The organism is Herbaspirillum lusitanum (assembly GCF_026127345.1).
GTDB lineage: Bacteria > Pseudomonadota > Gammaproteobacteria > Burkholderiales > Burkholderiaceae_D > Herbaspirillum > Herbaspirillum lusitanum.
This window is the reverse complement of sequence record NZ_QXFG01000008.1, coordinates 210,084-228,365: the sequence shown is the minus strand read 5'-3', so window position 1 is coordinate 228,365 and position 18,282 is coordinate 210,084. Positions and strand designations below refer to the sequence as shown.

Annotated in this window: 16 protein-coding genes; 9 read left to right on the top strand and 7 right to left on the bottom strand. The window is 61.0% G+C overall.

All coding sequences use genetic code 11. The features are described 5' to 3' along the window. Positions 1–21: 21 nt before the first annotated feature. The 3 genes from DXT88_RS09515 to mfd are packed head-to-tail and all read right to left on the bottom strand — an operon-like array spanning position 22 to position 4,764. Entirely contained in the window at positions 22–402 is a 381-nt protein-coding gene (locus DXT88_RS09515) for a DUF4870 family protein (protein ID WP_016833822.1), read from the bottom strand. A gap of 34 nt (positions 403–436) precedes the next feature. After that, entirely contained in the window at positions 437–1,279 is an 843-nt protein-coding gene (gene serB, locus DXT88_RS09510) for a phosphoserine phosphatase SerB (protein ID WP_265212963.1), read from the bottom strand. Positions 1,280–1,308: 29 nt separating this feature from the next. Continuing rightward, the gene (gene mfd, locus DXT88_RS09505; protein WP_265212962.1) at positions 1,309–4,764 is read right to left on the bottom strand and encodes a transcription-repair coupling factor; all 3,456 of its coding nucleotides are present in this window, start codon (positions 4,762–4,764) and stop codon (positions 1,309–1,311) included. Between the two features lie 166 nt (positions 4,765–4,930). Here mfd and ispD point away from each other — a divergent pair, with 166 nt between their 5' ends. The 3 genes from ispD (at position 4,931) to DXT88_RS09490 (ending at position 6,561) form a co-directional block, all read left to right on the top strand. Then, on the top strand, positions 4,931–5,671 hold the full coding sequence (gene ispD / locus DXT88_RS09500) for a 2-C-methyl-D-erythritol 4-phosphate cytidylyltransferase (RefSeq protein WP_265212961.1): 741 nt from the start codon (positions 4,931–4,933) through the stop codon (positions 5,669–5,671). Between the two features lie 20 nt (positions 5,672–5,691). Further along, entirely contained in the window at positions 5,692–6,195 is a 504-nt protein-coding gene (gene ispF, locus DXT88_RS09495) for a 2-C-methyl-D-erythritol 2,4-cyclodiphosphate synthase (protein WP_265212959.1), read from the top strand. 162 nt (positions 6,196–6,357) lie between these two features. Then, the gene (locus DXT88_RS09490) at positions 6,358–6,561 is read left to right on the top strand and encodes a cold-shock protein (RefSeq protein ID WP_053197264.1); all 204 of its coding nucleotides are present in this window, start codon (positions 6,358–6,360) and stop codon (positions 6,559–6,561) included. Positions 6,562–6,802: 241 nt separating this feature from the next. Here DXT88_RS09490 and aceB read toward each other — a convergent pair whose 3' ends face one another. Then, the gene (gene aceB, locus DXT88_RS09485) at positions 6,803–8,389 is read right to left on the bottom strand and encodes a malate synthase A (RefSeq protein WP_265212957.1); all 1,587 of its coding nucleotides are present in this window, start codon (positions 8,387–8,389) and stop codon (positions 6,803–6,805) included. A gap of 181 nt (positions 8,390–8,570) precedes the next feature. Here aceB and DXT88_RS09480 point away from each other — a divergent pair, with 181 nt between their 5' ends. Continuing rightward, positions 8,571–9,479 (top strand): LysR family transcriptional regulator, encoded by a 909-nt coding sequence (locus DXT88_RS09480; RefSeq protein ID WP_016833893.1) that lies wholly within the window; start codon positions 8,571–8,573, stop codon positions 9,477–9,479. 70 nt (positions 9,480–9,549) lie between these two features. Here DXT88_RS09480 and thrC read toward each other — a convergent pair whose 3' ends face one another. Together thrC and DXT88_RS09470 are read right to left on the bottom strand one after the other, a co-directional pair. Next, entirely contained in the window at positions 9,550–11,010 is a 1,461-nt protein-coding gene (thrC, locus tag DXT88_RS09475) for a threonine synthase (RefSeq protein WP_265212956.1), read from the bottom strand. Between the two features lie 92 nt (positions 11,011–11,102). Beyond that, on the bottom strand, positions 11,103–12,239 hold the full coding sequence (locus tag DXT88_RS09470; protein WP_265212954.1) for a helix-turn-helix transcriptional regulator: 1,137 nt from the start codon (positions 12,237–12,239) through the stop codon (positions 11,103–11,105). 190 nt (positions 12,240–12,429) lie between these two features. On the opposite strand from DXT88_RS09470, the gene DXT88_RS09465 reads away from it, so the two are divergent. The 5 genes from DXT88_RS09465 to DXT88_RS09445 all read left to right on the top strand — a co-directional run bounded on the left by DXT88_RS09465 (position 12,430) and on the right by DXT88_RS09445 (position 16,775). Then, entirely contained in the window at positions 12,430–14,082 is a 1,653-nt protein-coding gene (locus tag DXT88_RS09465; protein ID WP_265212952.1) for a COG3014 family protein, read from the top strand. Between the two features lie 43 nt (positions 14,083–14,125). Further along, positions 14,126–14,548, top strand: a complete 423-nt coding sequence (locus tag DXT88_RS09460) for a YcfL family protein (protein WP_265212950.1) — start codon at positions 14,126–14,128, stop codon at positions 14,546–14,548. An 85-nt stretch (positions 14,549–14,633) separates the two neighbouring features. After that, entirely contained in the window at positions 14,634–15,233 is a 600-nt protein-coding gene (gene lpoB, locus DXT88_RS09455) for a penicillin-binding protein activator LpoB (RefSeq protein ID WP_116435580.1), read from the top strand. A gap of 34 nt (positions 15,234–15,267) precedes the next feature. Further along, entirely contained in the window at positions 15,268–16,116 is an 849-nt protein-coding gene (locus DXT88_RS09450; protein WP_265212947.1) for a penicillin-binding protein activator LpoB, read from the top strand. 236 nt (positions 16,117–16,352) lie between these two features. After that, positions 16,353–16,775, top strand: a complete 423-nt coding sequence (locus DXT88_RS09445; protein ID WP_265212946.1) for a surface-adhesin E family protein — start codon at positions 16,353–16,355, stop codon at positions 16,773–16,775. A gap of 137 nt (positions 16,776–16,912) precedes the next feature. Here DXT88_RS09445 and DXT88_RS09440 read toward each other — a convergent pair whose 3' ends face one another. Further along, positions 16,913–18,223, bottom strand: a complete 1,311-nt coding sequence (locus DXT88_RS09440) for a homoserine dehydrogenase (protein WP_265212944.1) — start codon at positions 18,221–18,223, stop codon at positions 16,913–16,915. Between the last annotated feature and the right edge of the window lie 59 nt (positions 18,224–18,282).

Sequence of the window (18,282 nt, the reverse complement as noted above, 5' to 3'; positions counted from 1 at the left end):
GCAGCTTGACACCTCGGCCGGTCAAACCGGCATCGCCTTGTTGTCGTTGAGGTCGAGCCAGCCCTTGATGATGCGGTAGGCTTTCCAGATCCACGCCAGCGACCAGATCAGCACCGCCAGCGGAATGCCGATCAGGGTGATCCATGCCAGGCCGCCCGCGAACATCCAGAACAGATACCACCAGAACGAGCGAATCTGCCAGCGATGGTGGCTGTAGACGAAGGTGTCGGCGGCATCGCCGCGCTTGATGTAGTTGACGATCAGCGGCAGCCACGACAGCATGCCCAGCGACAGCACCAGGCTCAGTCCGTGGAAGATGTACAGCCACCACGCGAGGTCCTTGGCCGATTGCAGCCTGGCATCGAACACCAGTTCCTGATTTCCTTGACTTGTCGCGTCCATGCTTTTCTCCCGGGTTGTTTGCAGATGCGTGTGATTACGCCAGTATGTTCAAGATGCCGTCCAGACCCACAAAGTTCAATGCCACGCTTGCCTGCGCGCGCACCACCGGCTTGGCGCGGAAGGCCACCGAAAGTCCGCTGACGCCCATCATCGCCAGGTCGTTGGCGCCGTCGCCCATGACGATGGCTTGCGACGGCGGCACGCCCAGTTCGGCACAGACGCGCTCCACCGTCAGGCGTTTTTCCTCGGCGTTGACGATGCCGCCGACCACTTTTCCGGTCAGCTTGCCGTCGACGATTTCGAGTTCGTTGGAATGCGTGTAGTCGAGATTGAGGCGGCTCTTCATGCGGTCGGTGAAGAAGGTAAAACCGCCCGACACCAGCAAGGTCTTGAGGCCGGCGGCCTGGACTGCCTGCAACATCTTTTCTGCCCCCAGGGACAATTGCAGGCGTTCGTCGTAGACGCGCTGCAAGGCGCCGGCGTCGAGGCCCTTGAGCAAGGCGACGCGACGCGTCAGGCTTTCGTTGAACTCGATTTCGCCGCGCATGGCGGCTTCGGTGATTTCGGACACCTGCGGCTTCAAGCCTTGCATGTCGGCGATCTCGTCGATGCATTCGATCGTGATCAGCGTCGAGTCCATGTCCATTGCCACCAGCTTGAAATCCTTGAGCGTGCGGCCCGCTTCGACGAGGGCGTAGTCGACTTGCCGCGCCAGGCAGGCAGCATCGATTTGCGTCTTGAGCGCAGCGCTCAAGACCACGTCTTCGCAACGCCAGGCGTGTGCTCCCAGATCAACGACGCGCTGCGGCTGCGCCAGCGCGATGATGGCCTCGACGTCGGCGAGGTTGGTGTTCAATCCCTGTAAGGTCAGATTCATGGTGCGTCTTCTTCGTATTTGAAAATGTGTCAGCCGACCAGCGAACGCATGGTTGCCTTGATTTGTGTCACGCGTGCATTGAGGTCGGGCATGTTGGCGGTGATCCGCAACTTGTCCTGGCCGTTGAGCTTGATGTGGCGATTCTTCTGGATCAGTTCAATGATGCGCATGGCGTCGACCGGTGGATTCGGCACGAATTGCAACAACGCCGATTCGGCATGCGCGTCGATCTTGATGATGCCGAGCGGCTTGGCGGCGATGCGCAGGCGATGCGTTTCGACCAGCGCCTTGGCGACTTCCGGCAACTTGCCGAAACGGTCGATCAGTTCTTCCTGCAAGGCGTCGATGGTGTCTTGCGAGGTACAGTTGGCGAAACGTTTGTACAGCGACAAACGCTCGTGCACGTCGCCGCAATAGTCGTTCGGCAGCAAGGCCGGCACGTGCAGGTTGATCTCGGTGGTGCTGGCCAGCGGCGCCGCCAAGTCCGGCTCGCGGCCGTCCTTGAGCGCGCGCACCGCTTCGCTGAGCATGTCGGAATACATCTGGAAACCGATCTCGTGCATCTCCCCCGACTGGCTGTCGCCGAGTACTTCGCCGGCGCCGCGGATTTCGAGGTCGTGCATGGCGAGGTAGAAGCCGCTGCCGAGTTCTTCCATCTGCTGGATCGCTTCGAGGCGGCGTTGCGCCTGCTTGGTCAGGCCCTTGACGTCGTTCACCAGCAGATAGGCATAGGCCTGGTGATGCGAGCGGCCGACGCGGCCGCGCAACTGGTGCAACTGCGCCAGGCCGAATTTGTCGGCGCGATGCATGATGATGGTATTGGCGGTCGGCACGTCGATGCCGGTCTCGATGATGGTGGTGCACAACAGGATGTTGGAACGCTGCGCGACGAAATCGCGCATGACCTTCTCCAGATCGCGCTCGTGCATCTGGCCATGCGCGATGACCACCCGCGCTTCCGGCAGCAGCGCTTCGAGCATGGCCTTGCGGTTCTCGATGGTGTCCACTTCATTGTGCAGGAAGTAGACCTGGCCGCCGCGCTTCAACTCGCGCAGACAGGCTTCGCGGATGGTCGATTCGCCTTCGGCGCGCACGAAGGTCTTGATCGCCAGCCGCTTTTGCGGCGCGGTGGCGATGATCGAGAAATCGCGCAAGCCTTCCAGCGCCATGCCCAGCGTGCGCGGGATCGGCGTGGCGGTCAGCGTGAGCACGTCGACCTCGGCGCGCAGCGACTTGAGCGCTTCCTTCTGGCGCACGCCGAAGCGATGTTCTTCATCGATGATGACCAGACCCAGGCGCGAGAACTTGACGTCGTCGGACAGCAGCTTGTGGGTGCCGATGATGATGTCGAGCGTGCCGTCGGCCATGCCCTTGATGGCCTGTGTGATTTCCTTCCCGGTACGGAATCGCGACAGTTCGGCGATGCGCACCGGCCAGTTGGCGAAGCGGTCGGCGAAGGTCTGCGCATGCTGCTCGGCCAGCAAGGTGGTCGGCGCCAGGATGGCGACCTGCTTGCCGCCCATGACGGCGACGAAGGCGGCGCGCAGGGCCACCTCGGTCTTGCCGAACCCGACGTCGCCGCAGATCAGCCGGTCCATCGGCTTGCCGCCGGTCATGTCGCCGATGACGGCGTTGATGGCGGCGGCCTGGTCGGGCGTTTCTTCAAAGCCGAAACTCTCGGCGAAGGTTTCGTAATCGCGTGCGGAATACTGGAAGGCGTGGCCCTGGCGCAATGCACGGCGCGCATACAGGTTGAGCAATTCGGCGGCGGTGTCGCGGATCTGTTGCGCCGCCTTGCGTTTGGCTTTTTCCCACTGGCCGGAGCCGAGCGAATGCAATGGCGCGTCTTCCGGCGAGGCGCCCGAGTAGCGTGCGATCACGTGCAGTTGCGAGACCGGCACGTAGAGCTTGGTTTCCTTGGCGTATTCCAGGTGCAGGAATTCGGTCTCGCCCTCGCCCAGGTCCATGCTCAGCAAACCCATGTAGCGGCCGATGCCGTGGTTGGCGTGCACCACCGGATCGCCGATCTTGAGTTCGGACAAATCGCGCACCATGTGCTCGACCTGCGTGACGTTTTCCTGCTTCTTGCGACCGACGCGGCGGCCGGAACCGGCATACAGTTCGGTCTCGGTAATGAAGGCGACTTGTTCCTGCTCCAGCTCGAAGCCGGCATGCAAGGGCGCCACGCCCAGCATCAGCGGTTCGCTGTTGCCGATGAAGCTGTCGTAGCCGTCGCACAGGGCCGGATGCAGATCGTATTCCGCGAAGTATTGCTGCAATGTTTCGCGGCGGCCGTTGGACTCGGCGCACAGCATGACGCGCTTGCCTGTCTTGAGCAGATAAGCACGCAGGTTGGTCAGCGGATCGTCGGTGCGGCGATTGACCGCGACGTTGGGGATCGGCGCCGACAAGGCCGATGGCGCATCGTCGGTTTGCAATACCCAGCGGCCGTAGGGCTTGACCAGCGTAAAGAAATCTTCGTCGGTCAGGAACACCTGTTCCGGCGCCAGCACCGGACGTTCGCGGTCGGCCTTGAGGAAATTATGGCGCGAGCGCGTGTCGCTCCAGAAGCGCTTGATGGCCTGGTCGATATCGCCGACCGTGGCGAACATGCTGTTCTCGGGCAGATAGCGGAACAGGGTTGCGGTCTCTTCAAAAAACAGCGGCAAGTAGTATTCGATACCGGCCGAGGCGATGCCGTTGCCGATGTCCTTGTAGATTGCCGAACGGGAAGGATCGCCTTCGAACACCTCGCGCCAGCGACTGCGGAAGGCGGTGCGCGAGATTTCATCCATCGGAAATTCGCGGCCCGGCAGCAGGCGCACTTCACGCACGGGGTACAGCGATCGCTGGGTGTCGGCGTCGAAGGTGCGGATGGTTTCGATGATGTCGCCGAACAGGTCGAGGCGATACGGCAGCGCCGAGCCCATCGGGAAAATGTCGATCAGGCCGCCGCGCACCGAATACTCGCCGGGCGACATGACTTGCGTAACGTGGGTGTAGCCGGCCAGCGTGAGCTGCGATTTCAGGCGCGCCTCGTCGAGCTTCTCGCCCTGCTTGAAGAAAAAAGTGTAGGCGGCCAGGAAGCCCGGTGGCGCCATGCGCAGCAAGGCGGTGGTGGCCGGCACGATCAGCACGTCGCACTGGCCGTTCTGGACTTCATACAAGGTGGCCAGACGCTCCGAGACCAAGTCCTGGTGCGGCGAGAAGGCGTCATAGGGCAGCGTTTCCCAGTCGGGCAGCAGATGACAGCGCAGCTTGTCTCCACCGTCGCTGCCTTCAACCGGGCGCTGGAACCACGGGATTTCCGACAGCAGGCGCTGGGCGTCGGTGGCATTGGCCACGACCACGGTCAGCATGCGCTTTTCAGCTTTCAACGCAATCGCGGCTTGCGCCAGCAAATAGGCATCGGCGGAGCCATGCGGCGCTGGAGGAACGAAGCGCGCACCTGGCTTGGGAAGGGATTTTTTCAGGTCAAAAGACATTGGCGGGATCGGGAGGCGCCTGGGGCGCGCAAAATACTGCGAAAGAAGCCAAATTTGGCTTTAGAATTCAGCCTCACATTATAAACGAAGCCCTCTGCTGGCAAGGCTGCGCCCCAGGCGCCGCACGCAGGCATTTTCTGCGCTCTTGCCGTCATGGCGCCCCGGCATGACCGCTTCCGCATCGTCACCTCAGACCCGACATTTTGCCCTGATCCCCGCTGCCGGCATCGGCGCGCGCGTGGGCGGCGCCATCCCCAAGCAATACCTGCCGCTGGCCGGCAAGCCGATGCTGCAATATGCGCTGGACATCTTCGCCGCCAGTGCGCTGATCGCCCACACTTTCCTCGTGGTCAGCGCCGACGACGGTTATATCGACGACTTCCTGGCGACGCAGCCGCAACTGGCGGGCAAACTGACGGTGCTGCGCCACGGCGGCGCGACGCGCCAGGACAGCGTGTTGAATGGCTTGCAAGCCATCCGCGCACAGCTCGGCGCCGACGACTGGGTGCTGGTGCATGACGCCGCACGCCCGGGGCTTACTGCGGATCTGCTGGATCGTCTCATCGCCGCACTGCATGGCGATGAGGTCGGCGGCTTGCTGGCGCTGCCGGTGGTGGATACGCTCAAGCGCAGCGGCGGCACGCCGGAGCAGCACGAGCGCGTGCAGGCGACGGTGCCGCGCGATGCGTTGTGGGCGGCGCAGACCCCGCAGATGTTCCGCTACGGTTTGCTGACGCGGGCGCTGGAACAGGCGCATGCGCAAAACCGCGTCGGCGACATCACCGACGACGCCAGCGCCATCGAGATGCTGGGCCTGCAGCCGAAACTGGTCGAAGGCAGTCCGCGCAATTTCAAAGTCACGCTGGCGCACGATGTCGCGCTGGCCGAACTCTTCCTGAAAACATAAGGACATAAAGGATATACCGCATGACGTTTTCCCCTCCCCCATTCCGCATCGGCCAAGGCTACGATTGCCACGCGCTGGTGACGGGACGCAAGCTGATCATCGGCGGCGTCGACATTCCGCACAAGACCGGGCTGCTCGGACATTCTGACGCGGATGTGTTGCTGCACGCCATCACCGATGCTATTTTCGGCTCGGCCGGACTGGGCGACATCGGCCGCCATTTTCCCGATACCGACGTCCAGTTCAAGGGCGCCGACTCGCGCGTGCTGCTGCGCGAAGCGGTCAGGCGCCTGGCCGCCGCCGGTTATGCGATCGGCAACATCGACGCCACCATCATCGCGCAAGCGCCCAAGATGGCGCCGCATATTCCCGACATGGTGGCGCACGTGGCTGCCGATCTCGGTATTGCAGCGGAGCAAGTAAACATCAAGGCCAAGACCAATGAAAAGCTGGGCTACCTCGGTCGCGAAGAAGGCATCGCCGCCGAAGCGGTGGTTTTGGTATACAAACTGGGCGCAAATTAAATCATTCTCATAGAGTGAAAAACGCTTGCATTGGCGATTTAATCGGTATAATTAAAGGGTCGTTAAGATTCGAGTTGGTAGTGCGGTATCAGTCTGTCATTCCTCTCTAGGTTTAAACGATAATAACGGGCAAAGCCCACACTAACTTATTTAGGAATTAACATGGCAACTGGTATCGTAAAGTGGTTCAATGACTCGAAGGGCTTCGGCTTCATTACTCCTGACGAAGGCGGCGAAGATTTGTTCGCTCACTTCTCGGCTATCCAATCGAACGGCTTCAAGTCCCTGAAAGAAAACCAACGCGTTTCTTTCGAAGTGACTACTGGTCCTAAGGGCAAGCAAGCTTCGAACATCGTCCCGCAATAATTGCGCAGATAAGCGGATCGATTCGTCGGTTCGCTTCGATGATGAAAAATCCCCGACATGTCGGGGATTTTTTTCGTCTGCAGGTTTTGCGGCGCAGGCATTGTACGTGCGTTGCGCGTGCATCATCCGCGCCCCGCTGAATGAAAAACGCCCGGCATGACCGGGCGTTTCCACATGTACAGCGATGCCGGAAAAACGGCGACCTCAGTGCAGATCGCCGTCCCGCCGCCTCAATGCATCATCAGATTTCTTCGTACAGCGGCAATGTCAGGAATTCGGCGAACGTCTCCGAAGTCGACATGTCTTCGAAGATCTTTGCTGCACGGTCGTAGGTCGGACCGTTGCCGGCCACTTCCTTGACCTTGGCCAGCTCCTCCGGAATCATCGCGCGCACCATGTCGGCGGTGACCTTGCGGCCGTCTTCCAGGTTGCCCTTGCTGCTGCGGATCCATTGCCAGACTTGCGCGCGGCTGATTTCCGCAGTTGCAGCATCTTCCATCAGGTTGTGGATAGGCACGCAACCGTTGCCGGCCAGCCAGGCGCCCAGATAGTGGATGCCGACGTTGATGTTGTAACGCAGGCCGGCTTCGGTGATCGGCGTTTCAGGCTGGAAGTTGAGCAGGTCGGCCGCCTTGACGTCGACGTCCGGACGCTGCTTTTCGAACTGGTTCGGCTTATCGCCCAGCACCGCCACGAATTCCTTCATCGACGGTTCGACCAGGCCCGGGTGAGCAACCCAGCCGCCATCGTAGCCGTCGGTCGCATCGCGACGCTTGTCGTTGATGATGCCTTGCATGGCGATGGCGTTCTTTTCCGGATCGTTCTTGATCGGGATCAGCGCGCTCATGCCGCCGATCGCCGGCGCGCCGCGCTTGTGACAGGTCTTCAGCAGCAGCAATGCATACGAACGCATGAACGGCGCGGTCATGGTGACCTTGGCGCGATCGGCCAGGCAGAAGTCCTTGTCGTTCTTGAACTTCTTGATGCAGGAGAAAATGTAATCCCAGCGGCCGGCGTTCAGGCCCGCGCTGTGTTCGCGCAGTTCGTACAGGATTTCTTCCATTTCGAAAGCGGCGGTGATCGTTTCGATCAGCACGGTCGCCTTGATGGTGCCTTGCGGCAGGTCGATTTCGTTTTGCGCCATCACGAAGATGTCGTTCCACAGACGCGCTTCCAGATGCGATTCCATCTTCGGCAGGTAGAAGTAAGGACCGGCGCCGCGCGCCAGTTGCTCCTTGGCGTTATGGAACAGGAACAGCGCGAAGTCGAAGATGCCGCCGGAGATACGCTTGCCGTCGATGGTGACGTGCTTTTCGTCCAGATGCCAGCCGCGTGGGCGCACCACCAGCGTGGCGATCTTGTCGTTGAGCTTGTAGCTCTTGCCGTTCGATTCCAGCGAGATGGTGCGACGGATCGCGTCGAACAGGTTGATCTGGCCGCTGATCTGGTTGTCCCAGACCGGCGAATTCGAATCTTCGAAGTCGGTCATGTAGCTGTCGGCGCCCGAGTTGAAGGCGTTGATGACCATCTTGCGCTCGACCGGGCCGGTGATTTCGACGCGGCGGCATTTCAATGCTTCAGGAATCGGCGCGATCTTCCAGTCGCCGCTGCGGATGTTCGCAGTCTCCGGCAGGAAGTCGGGACGCTCGCCGGCGTCCAGGCGCTTGACGCGCTCAACGCGTGCGGCCAGCAATTCCTGGCGGCGCGATTCGAAGGCGCGGCTTAATTTGGCTACCAGCGCGAGCGCGTCAGGCGTCAGGATCTGTTCATAACCAGGCTTGATTTCACCAGAAATCTGCATCCCGGCCGGCAGTGTCAATTGCGTCATGCTGTGCTCCTAAGTAGATAAAAGATCGGATGACAATGTCTTGTCGAATTGTATTTTTGTGCACTTAGTATATTTAAACTAAATCCACATGAGTGAAACGTTTTATCACTTTATCTTTGCGTTTTAGTCACAAGTGACGAGATAATGACTACGCCGTTTTCCCGCCTTCGAGAGTACCGCCATGGATCAGTTCAAGCAAATTTCCACCTTCGTCGACGTTGCCGCCAAAGGCAGCCTCTCGGCCGCCGCCCGCGCCGAGGGCATCGCCCCCGCCATGATCGGCCGCCGGCTGGATGCGCTGGAGGAGCGCCTGGGCGTCAAGCTGCTGCAACGAACCACGCGCAAGATCGTGCTGACCAATGAAGGCGCGGCCTTCCTGGAGGACTGCCAGCGCATCCTGACCGACCTCGAAGACGCCGAATCATCGGTTTCCGAGCGCAGCGCACGCGCCAGCGGCAACCTGCTGATCTCGGCCCCGGCCGGCTTCGGCCGCCAGCACGTGGCGCCGCTGGTGCCCTCCTTCCTGACCGAACATCGCGACGTCACGCTCACGCTCAATCTCAACGACCGCATCGTCGATCTCATCGGTGAAGGCGTCGACGTCGCCATCCGTATTGCCGCACTGACCGATTCCAACCTGATCAGCGTCAAGCTGGCCGACAACCACCGCGTGGTGGTGGCGGCGCCCTCCTATCTGCGCCGCCATGGCATTCCGGAGACGCCCGACGACCTGGCGCGCCACAACTGCCTGGCCATCAGCAGCGAAGGCAGCCAGCGCGGCTGGACGCTCAGGCAGCACGGCAAGGTCAGCGTCTACAAGGTCGGCGGCAATATGGTCTGCAACGATGGCGAGGTGCTGCACAACTGGGCGCTCAACGGCAAGGGACTGGCCTGGCGTTCAATGTGGGAAGTCGGCGCCGCGCTCGAGTCGGGCGAACTGGTAACGGTGCTGGACAAGTTCGACGCGCCGGCGCCGGCGATTTATGCGGTCTTTGCCCAGCGCCGGCATTTGCCGCTGCGGATACGCGCCTTCGTGGATTTTTTGCGGCATACCTATGCCCAGCCGAACTACTGGCGGCATCCGGCCTGAGCAGCTTGAAGTGCGCGACCGAGATGCGCCGCTGGCGTCACCCGGCGCGACTTTGCTCATGTGCGCTTGCTTACAGTCCGGTGTGCTTCGCCACAAAGGCTTTGACCTCGGCGGCATCGGCGGACATGACATCGAAACGCTGTGGCAGCGCTTCGATGTTTTCGAAGCCGGCGGGACGGTCCGCGTCGCGACCCAGCGCTTCGCGGATGGTCTCGTTGAACTTGGCCGGCAAGGCGGTTTCCAGCACGATCATCGTCACGCCTGCGGTGAGGTTTTCACGCGCGACCTTGATGCCGTCGGCAGTGTGTGTGTCGACCGTGATGCCGTAGCTCTTTTCGGCAAAGCGGATGGTTTCCAGGCGATCGGCGTGCGTCGACTTGCCCGAGGCGAAACCGTAGCGGATCACGCTGGCGAATTCATCGCCGTCGCTGCCCGGCTTGCCGGTCAGGTCGAAGCCGCCTGCGGTCTCGACCTTGTGGAACAGGGCTTTGACGCGTGTGCTGTCGCGGCCTAGCAAGTCATAGACGAAACGCTCGAAGTTGGAGGCCTTGCTGATGTCCATGCTCGGGCTGCTGGTGTGGTAAGTCTCGGCCGACTTGCGCACGCGGTAGACGCCGGTGCGGAAGAATTCGTCGAGCACGTCGTTCTCGTTGGTGGCGACCACCAGCTTGTCGATCGGCAGGCCCATCATGCGCGCGATGTGGCCAGCGCAGATGTTGCCGAAGTTGCCCGACGGGACCGTGAACGAGACCTTCTGCTGGTTGCTGGTCGTCGCCGTCAGATAGCCGCGGAAGTAATACACCACCTGCGCCACGACCCGCGCCCAGTTGATCGAATTGACGGTGCCGATTTTTTGCGCAGCCTTGTAATCGAGATCGTTGGAGATTGCCTTGACGATGTCCTGGCAATCGTCGAACACGCCTTCCACCGCCAGGTTGAAAATGTTCGGATCCTGCAGGCTGAACATCTGTGCGGTCTGGAACGCGCTCATCTTTCTGTGCGGCGACAGCATGAAGACACGGATGCCCTGCTTGCCGCGCATGGCGTATTCGGCCGCGCTGCCGGTGTCGCCGGAAGTCGCGCCGACGATGTTGAGTTCGGCGCCCTTCTTGGCCAGCGCATATTCGAACAGGTTGCCCAGCAACTGCATGGCCATGTCCTTGAAGGCCAGTGTCGGGCCGTTCGACAGGCCTTGCAGCACCAGCTTCTTGCCGTCCTTGTCTTCCAGCGTGCGCAGCGGCGTGATCTGCGCGGCGTCTTCGCCGGCGCGCGTGTTGCGATAAACGTCGGCGGTATAGGTCTTGTGCGTCAGCGCCTTGAGGTCGGCGTCGGGAATATCGCCGGCAAACTTCTTCAGCACTTCGTACGCCAGGTCCGCATAGGACAGCGTGCGCCATTGATCCAGCTCGGCGCCGGTGACCTGCGGATAGTGCGCCGGCAGATACAGGCCGCCATCCGGCGCCAGGCCGCCCAGCAGGATTTCGGAAAAGGAAGGTGAAGCAGAGTGACCGCGAGTGGAGACGTATTGCATGGCGTAAGTAAGAGTGGAAGTGGTCTTGCAACAGGTTGCACGGAGACCGCCATTATAGCTGGCTCGCGGGAGGAATCCGCGTTTTTGCCGCTCTACAGCATCACGTGCGGCTGCGACGCCAGCAAGGTGCGGATCAGCTCCGCCTGGCGCTTGGCGCCGGTCTTGGCGAACAGACTCGCCAGATGGGTGCGCACGGTGTTGCGACTGATGTCGTTCTTCAATGCGTACGACTCGATGGTGTCGTTCTCGAGCAAGGCTTCAGCCAGGCGCGTCTCGGCCGGCGTCAGGCGATAGATAACCTGCAATTGCGCCGACCGCGAGACGCGCTGGCCCGTCATGTCCTGCAGGATCAGCAAGGCAAACGGACCGCCGCACAAGGGATCGAGCGCAGCAGGAATGGTCGCCGGAATCACCGATACCAGCAGCGGCGTCGATTGTTTGCGGCGCGCGACGGCAAACCATTGTCCTTGCCGCGGTCCCATCGTGGTCGCCATGCGCAGCGCGTGCTGCAGGCGTTCGGCGTCGGCCGGTTCGGACACAACCAGTTTGTCGTTGCGCACGGACAAGCCGTCGGCAGCGGCCAGGATGGCGGTCGCCTGCGGATTCAACGAGACGATGCGACCCGCGGCGTTGATCCATAAGGTGCCGTAAGGCAGGTGCGCCACCACCGATTCGCTGGCCGATTGCTGGCGCTCCAGCGTCTGCATGCGCGCGCGCAGTGTGGCCGAGCGGATCAGGTGCGGCGACAGACTGCGCAGGAAAGCGTATTCGGTTTCAGCATATTCCTGAGCGCCCAGCGGCCGCAAAAAGGCGATCGCCTCGGACTGCGTGGTGCGCTCGCCGATGCGCCCGACCACCATGTGCCGGCCGCCGTATTTGAACAGGAAGTCATTGTAGATTTCGCTCTTGCGCACGAAGCGCTCGTCGAAGCGCTGATGGTCGGCGCGCCACTCGCCGACCTGCCCGGTGGCAAGCCAGCCGAGGCGGTCGTCGACCTGGCTGTAGTATTCCTTGTACTCCACGTCGCCAGCCTGATAGTCGCTGTTGCTGACGCAGGAGGCGATCACTTCGCGGCTTTCCATGTCCATGTGGACGTAATGGCCGGCAATGGCGCCCACCTCGAGGCAGATCATTTCCATGGCCGGCGCGATCCGGCTCAGGTCCTGAACGGAGTCGTAAATCAACTCCACCAGCTGGCCGAAGCGTTGTCCCGCATTCCCCGTTGACATATTCAAGCCCCTGAATCGCGTTATTTGACGTTATTTGCCGCGACTTCTATCCCTGTGAACGAGCATAGAACATTTCGCTATCTCATTCAAACGAATGAGGCTTTTTTCTTCGGCGATCTTTAGAATAAATGCAATAAAAATGCCTGCCGGCATCTTTCGGCAGTAGCTCATATCCTGGGGAGGATAAAAAATGGAACAACAAAACAAATCCGTCGCATTGACCATCAAGCGGCTCGGGAAAAACATCGGCGGCAGCGTCTGCCTGATCTCGCTGGTGGCCGGTTGCGCCACGAACGGCTACGACCGCAAGGCGACCACGACGATGGACGCAATGAAGTCCGGCAACGCGGAACTGGCGCTGCAAGCGCTGGAGCAGCAGAATCCCGACAAGGACAAGGATCTGCTCTATTTCATGGAAAAAGGCGAGTTGCTGCGCATGAAGGGCTCCTACGAAGCCAGCAAGGAAACCTGGCTGGCCGCCGATGAAAAAGTGCGCGGCTGGGAGGACCAGGTCAAGACCGATCCATCCAAGCTGCTGGGCGACATCGGCTCCATCGTCTTCAACGACACCACGCGCCGATACGACGGCCGCGACTACGAAAAGGTATTCATCAATCTGCGCCTGGCGCTGGACCACCTTGCCATCGGCGACTGGGATTCGGCGCGCACCGAAATCAAGAAGATGCACGAGCGCGAAGCCATCATCGCCGACTTCCGCAGCAAGGAACTCGACGCCGCCAAGAGCAGCGCCGAGTCGAAAGGCCTGAAGACCACCTCCTTCAAGGAACTCAACGGCTATCCGGTGGAAACGCTGGAAGACCCGGCGGTGCGCGGGCTCAAGAACTCCTATGAATCGGCGTTCGCCAACTATCTTGCGGGCTTCGTCTATGAAGGCCTGGGCGAGCCGTCGCTGGCGGCCGCAGGCTATCGCAAGGCGATTGAAATGCGTCCCGGCCAGGCCACGCTGGAAGAAGGCCTCAAAGGCCTCGACGGTCGCGTGCGCAGCCGCTCGCCGAAGCTGGTCGATACATTGATCGTGATCGAATCGGGCAGCGCCCCGGCGATCAGTTCGATGACCTTGCCGATCATCCTGCCGATTCCAGGTCGCAGCGGCCTGAGCCTGATCGCCACGCCGATCTCATGGCCGGTGATCCGCGCCGCCGACAATTCGGTGGTGCCCGCCACCATCACGGTCGACGACAAGCCGGTGCAGGTCGCCCTGCTGACCAGCGTCGACCAGATGGCGCGCCGCGCGCTGTCGGATGAAATGCCGGGCATCATTGCACGCTCTTCCATCCGCGCCATCACCAAAGGCATCGCGCAGAAAGCCATCGACGACAACGCCGGCTCGCTGGGCGCGTTCGGTTCGCTGCTGAGCATCGCGGCCAAAGCCGGCACGATGCTGGGCGAAGTCGCCGATGAACGCACCTGGCGCACGCTGCCGGGCTTCTTCTCGGTGGCGCGCGTGAAACTGGCGCCGGGGATGCACAAGATCCTGCTGCCGACCGCGACCGGTCCACAATTGCGCGAAGTCGGCGTCTCCGGCGCCTACGCCATGGTGTCGCTGCGCACGTCCGGCCCCTCGCTTTATCTGGCGCAGACCCCCTATAATGCCGAGCAGGCAGCGTTAGCCTTGGCAGCACCGGAGAAGCCTATCCCTGCGGCGAAAACAGCCAAAGGCAAAACCGCCGCCAGGAAAGTGGCGGCGAACAACAGCAAGAGTACCGGCGCTGATGCAACAGCAACGATAACCGCAGTACCGGCGGAAAAAGCCGCGGCAGTCGCCAGCAACATAAAGAAAAAAGCCATTGTGCCGGTATCGGCCAGTGTCAGCGCACCGTGAACACGCGGATGCTGAAAACAGGATTAAACGGGGAATCGATCACATGAACATCAAACACGCATTGCGTGCAGGCGCGCTGGCGTCCGCACTCGCGCTCGGCATGCAAACCATGCCGGCACAAGCGCAATCCATCGCCTCCAAAATCGAATTGCTGGGCGCTCCGGCGTCGCTGGAATTCACCGGCCTGCGCATGCGCGAGCAAAACGGCCTGCTCAACGTCCAGGCCGAGCTCACCAACCGCGACAACCGACAGCACACGGCTTACTACCGCGTCAAATGGATGGACGAGACCGGCTTCCAGGTGTGGGACGACGAGCCATGGAAGCCGCTGCTGGTCAACGGCGAACAAAAGCTGACGCTGCAGATGGTCGCGCCGACTACCAAGGCGCGCGACTTTGCGATCCAGTTCAGCGCCACCATCAACAAATCGCTGTCGACCAGCGATGCTCCTCTGATGGGACGCTGAGACCGCAGCGGTCTCCGTCTCCGCGCTGATTCAACACTGTCTATTCATCACTCACCACTGTCTTTACGCTTAACAAGGAATTGCCATGATGCACACCACTGCCCGCTACGCCGGCCTCACCCTGATTTCCGCGCTGCTGTTCGGCTGCGCCCAGACCGGTACGCCGACGGTCGGCAGCAACGTCCAGTACGGCGACGCCAAGGCCGTCGAACAAGTCACCAATGAATTCGGTTCGACCGACCTGCAGACCATCGCCGAATCGATGGCGCGTTCGCTGGGCCAATCGGCAGCCGGCTACAAGAGCAAGCCGCTGGTGACCATCGCCGACGTCAAGAACAAGACCAGCGAATACATCGACACCCGCTCGATCACCGATTCGATCCGCGTGCAATTGCTCAAGGGCGGCACCATGCGCTTCGCCACCGACATCGTCGGCATGCAGAACCAGACCGACGAACTGACTCGTCAAAACAACACCGGCCTGTACAAGAAATCCGCCACCGCCAAGGTCGGCAAGATGGAAGGCGCGCAATTCCGCATCGAAGGCAACATCACTTCCATCGTCAAGCGCAGCAGCAACACGACGGACGTGTACTACAAGTTCAGCCTGATCATGACCAACATCGAGTCCGGCACCATCGAATGGGCCGACGAGAAGGAAATCCGCAAGACCTCCAAGCGTTGATTCCCGTTCACCAATGTTGAGAGAGGATTTCCCCATGCCGACATCGCCATCCCGGATGTTCAACGCACTGCTGGCTTCGCTGGCATTGGCGTTGACGCTGGCGGCGCCGACGCTTGCGCAGTCGCAGAACCTGCCCAAGATCGCCGTCACCGACTTGTCGTACGAAGAGAAGGTAAAAGAGTACTTCCAATACTTCGAAGCGCGCGAGAAGCACAACAACAGCTATTCCGCCAACGCGCGCGCCAGCGACTCCAATTTCGCGTCATCGGCCTCGATGTCGGAACGCGCATCGAGCCGCGGCGAAAGCTCGGTGATCGCCGCCTCCGGCACCATCACCACGATCAGCCGCGGCGAGCTGCGCAAGTTCACCGCCGACATCAAGGGTGAATTGCTCAAGTCGGGTTCCTACCGCCTGGTCCAGGGCAAACCCTGGACCCAGCAAAACACCGAGAAGCTGTTCGACATCATCGATCGCATCAAGAAGGGCTACTACCCCGGCGCGGACTACGTGTTGTTCGGCACGATCAACAACATCGACTTCCGCCAGGAAAGCAATCCGGTGCAAGGTTCGAATGCGGTGTCGTTCTCGCTGGCGCTGGAACTGGTCGGTGAATTTTCGCTGATCAATACCCGCACCTATGAGATCAAGGCTGCGTTCTCGGCCATGGGCGAAGGCTCCGACGTGCGTCTGGCCAATGCCGCCGGCACCGTGATTTCGCTCAACAAGAGCAAGGTCATGCAGGAAGTATCGCGCTCGCTGGGCGACGCCGTCGCCGCCGAGATGGAAGCGCAGTTCAATCCGGCCGGCTCCAGCCGCAGCTCGCGCCGTATCGAGCGCCAGTCGGAACCCGTACAAGAACAAAAGACCGTCATTTTCAAATGACCCTCTTTTCCGGCGCGCACACGCTTGCGCGCCGGATTTTCATTTCCCTTCCCGCCTCCTGCGACCCTGCACCTCCTCCATCGAAGTGAAATAAAACGTTACCGGGGTTGTAAGCGGCCGTCCGGCACGCTATGCTCAGTGCCCTGAGGCATCGCAGGCTGTTTTTCCCTGCGCAGTCACTCATGGGCCGCCGGCGACAATGCCACGTGCGCTCCTCTCTGAACGGAAACGGATACATGATGAAAAAATGGATTTGGATGTTGTGCCTGATCAGCGCCGGTGCGGCGCACGCGGAGAACTGGCAAAACGTCGGCGGCAGCGACGTGGCCGAGTTGTCGATCGATGTCGACTCCATCAAGGAAAGCAAGGGCATCCGCGAAGCCTGGTCGCTGTGGAATTTCAAGGAGGCCCGCGCCAACAACGACAGTTCTTTCCCGACGCTGAAATCCTACAAGGACCTGCACCAGTATGACTGCAAGGCCGGCGCCGTGAAGCTGGTGCGGGAAATCATCTTCGCCGAGAACGATGGCAAAGGCGACAAGCGCGACCATTCCGACGCGCTGAAGAACATGCAATTCGAGAAACCGAAGCCGCTGTCGGTGGGCGACGCGATGCAGCAACTGGTGTGCGGTTACGACATCCCGGCCGCAAAAAAATAATGCGCGACTGAATGCGGTTCTGCATTGAAAAAAGGGCGCCTCGCGGCGCCCTTTTCATTGTTCCGCCCTTCAAGGGCAGCAGAAAAAAAGGAGGCCAATGGCCTCCTTTTTTCAAGTTGCCGGCGACCGGAGAATAGTCAGTTCAACTCTTCCAGACGGATCTTCATGACGCTGCCCATGACCGTCGGCAACGCTTCGATCTTGGCGATGGCGGCCTCGATGTTGCGCTCCTGGGTCTGGTGCGTGAGCATGATGATGTCGGTCTGCTGTTCGCCTTCGGCCGGCTCCTTTTGCAGCATGGCGTCAATCGAAATCGACGAGTCCGCCAGGATGCGCGTGACGTCGGCCAGCACGCCCGGCTTGTCGGCCACGTGCATGCGCAGGTAGTAGCTGGTGGTGACGTCCTGGATCGGCAACACCGGCGTATCGGCCATGGCGTTCGGCTGGAACGCCAGCGACGGCACGCGGTGTTCCGGATCGGCCGTAGCCAGGCGCGTGATGTCGACCAGGTCGGCGATCACGGCCGAAGCGGTCGGCTCGGAACCGGCGCCCTTGCCGTAATACAGCGTCTCGCCGACGGCGTCGCCGCGCACCATCACGGCGTTCATCGCGCCTTCGACGTTGGCGATCAGACGACCGGTCGGAATCAGGGTCGGATGCACGCGCAGTTCAATGCCTTTTTCGGTCTGGCGCGTAATGCCCAGCAGCTTGATGCGGTAGCCCAGTTGCTCGGCGTAGCGGATGTCGGTGGCTTGCAGCTTGGTGATGCCTTCCACGTGCGCCTTGTCGAACTGCACCGGGATGCCGAAAGCGATCGAGGCCATGATGGTCAGCTTGTGCGCCGCGTCCACGCCTTCGATGTCGAAGGTCGGATCCGCTTCTGCGTAGCCCAGGCGTTGCGCTTCCTTCAGCACGACGTCGAAGTCCAGACCCTTGTCGCGCATCTCGGACAGGATGAAGTTGGTGGTGCCGTTGATGATGCCGGCGATCCACTGGATGCGATTGGCGGTGAGGCCTTCACGCAGGGCCTTGATGATCGGAATGCCGCCGGCGACGGCCGCTTCGAAAGCAACCATCACGCCCTTTTCCTGCGCCGCCTTGAAGATCTCGTTGCCGTGCGTGGCGATCAGCGCCTTGTTGGCGGTGACCACGTGCTTGCCGTTGGCGATCGCCTTCAGGACCAGGTCCTTGGCGAGGCCGTAGCCGCCGATGAGCTCGATGACAATATCGATGTCCGGATCGTTGACCACCAGATTGGCGTCGTTGACAACCTTGACTTGTCCATTGGTCAGCTCGGTGGCGCGCTCCGTGTTCAGATCGGCCACCATGGTAATTTCAATGCCGCGCCCTGCGCGCCGCGCAATTTCTTCCTGATTGCGCTTCAATACATTGAAAGTACCGGAACCCACGGTGCCGATGCCGAGCAAACCTACTTTGATGGATTTCATATTGTCTTCGTGGTTGATAAAAAAAGCCGTCGGCGGAAATCAAGACGATTGCTGACGGG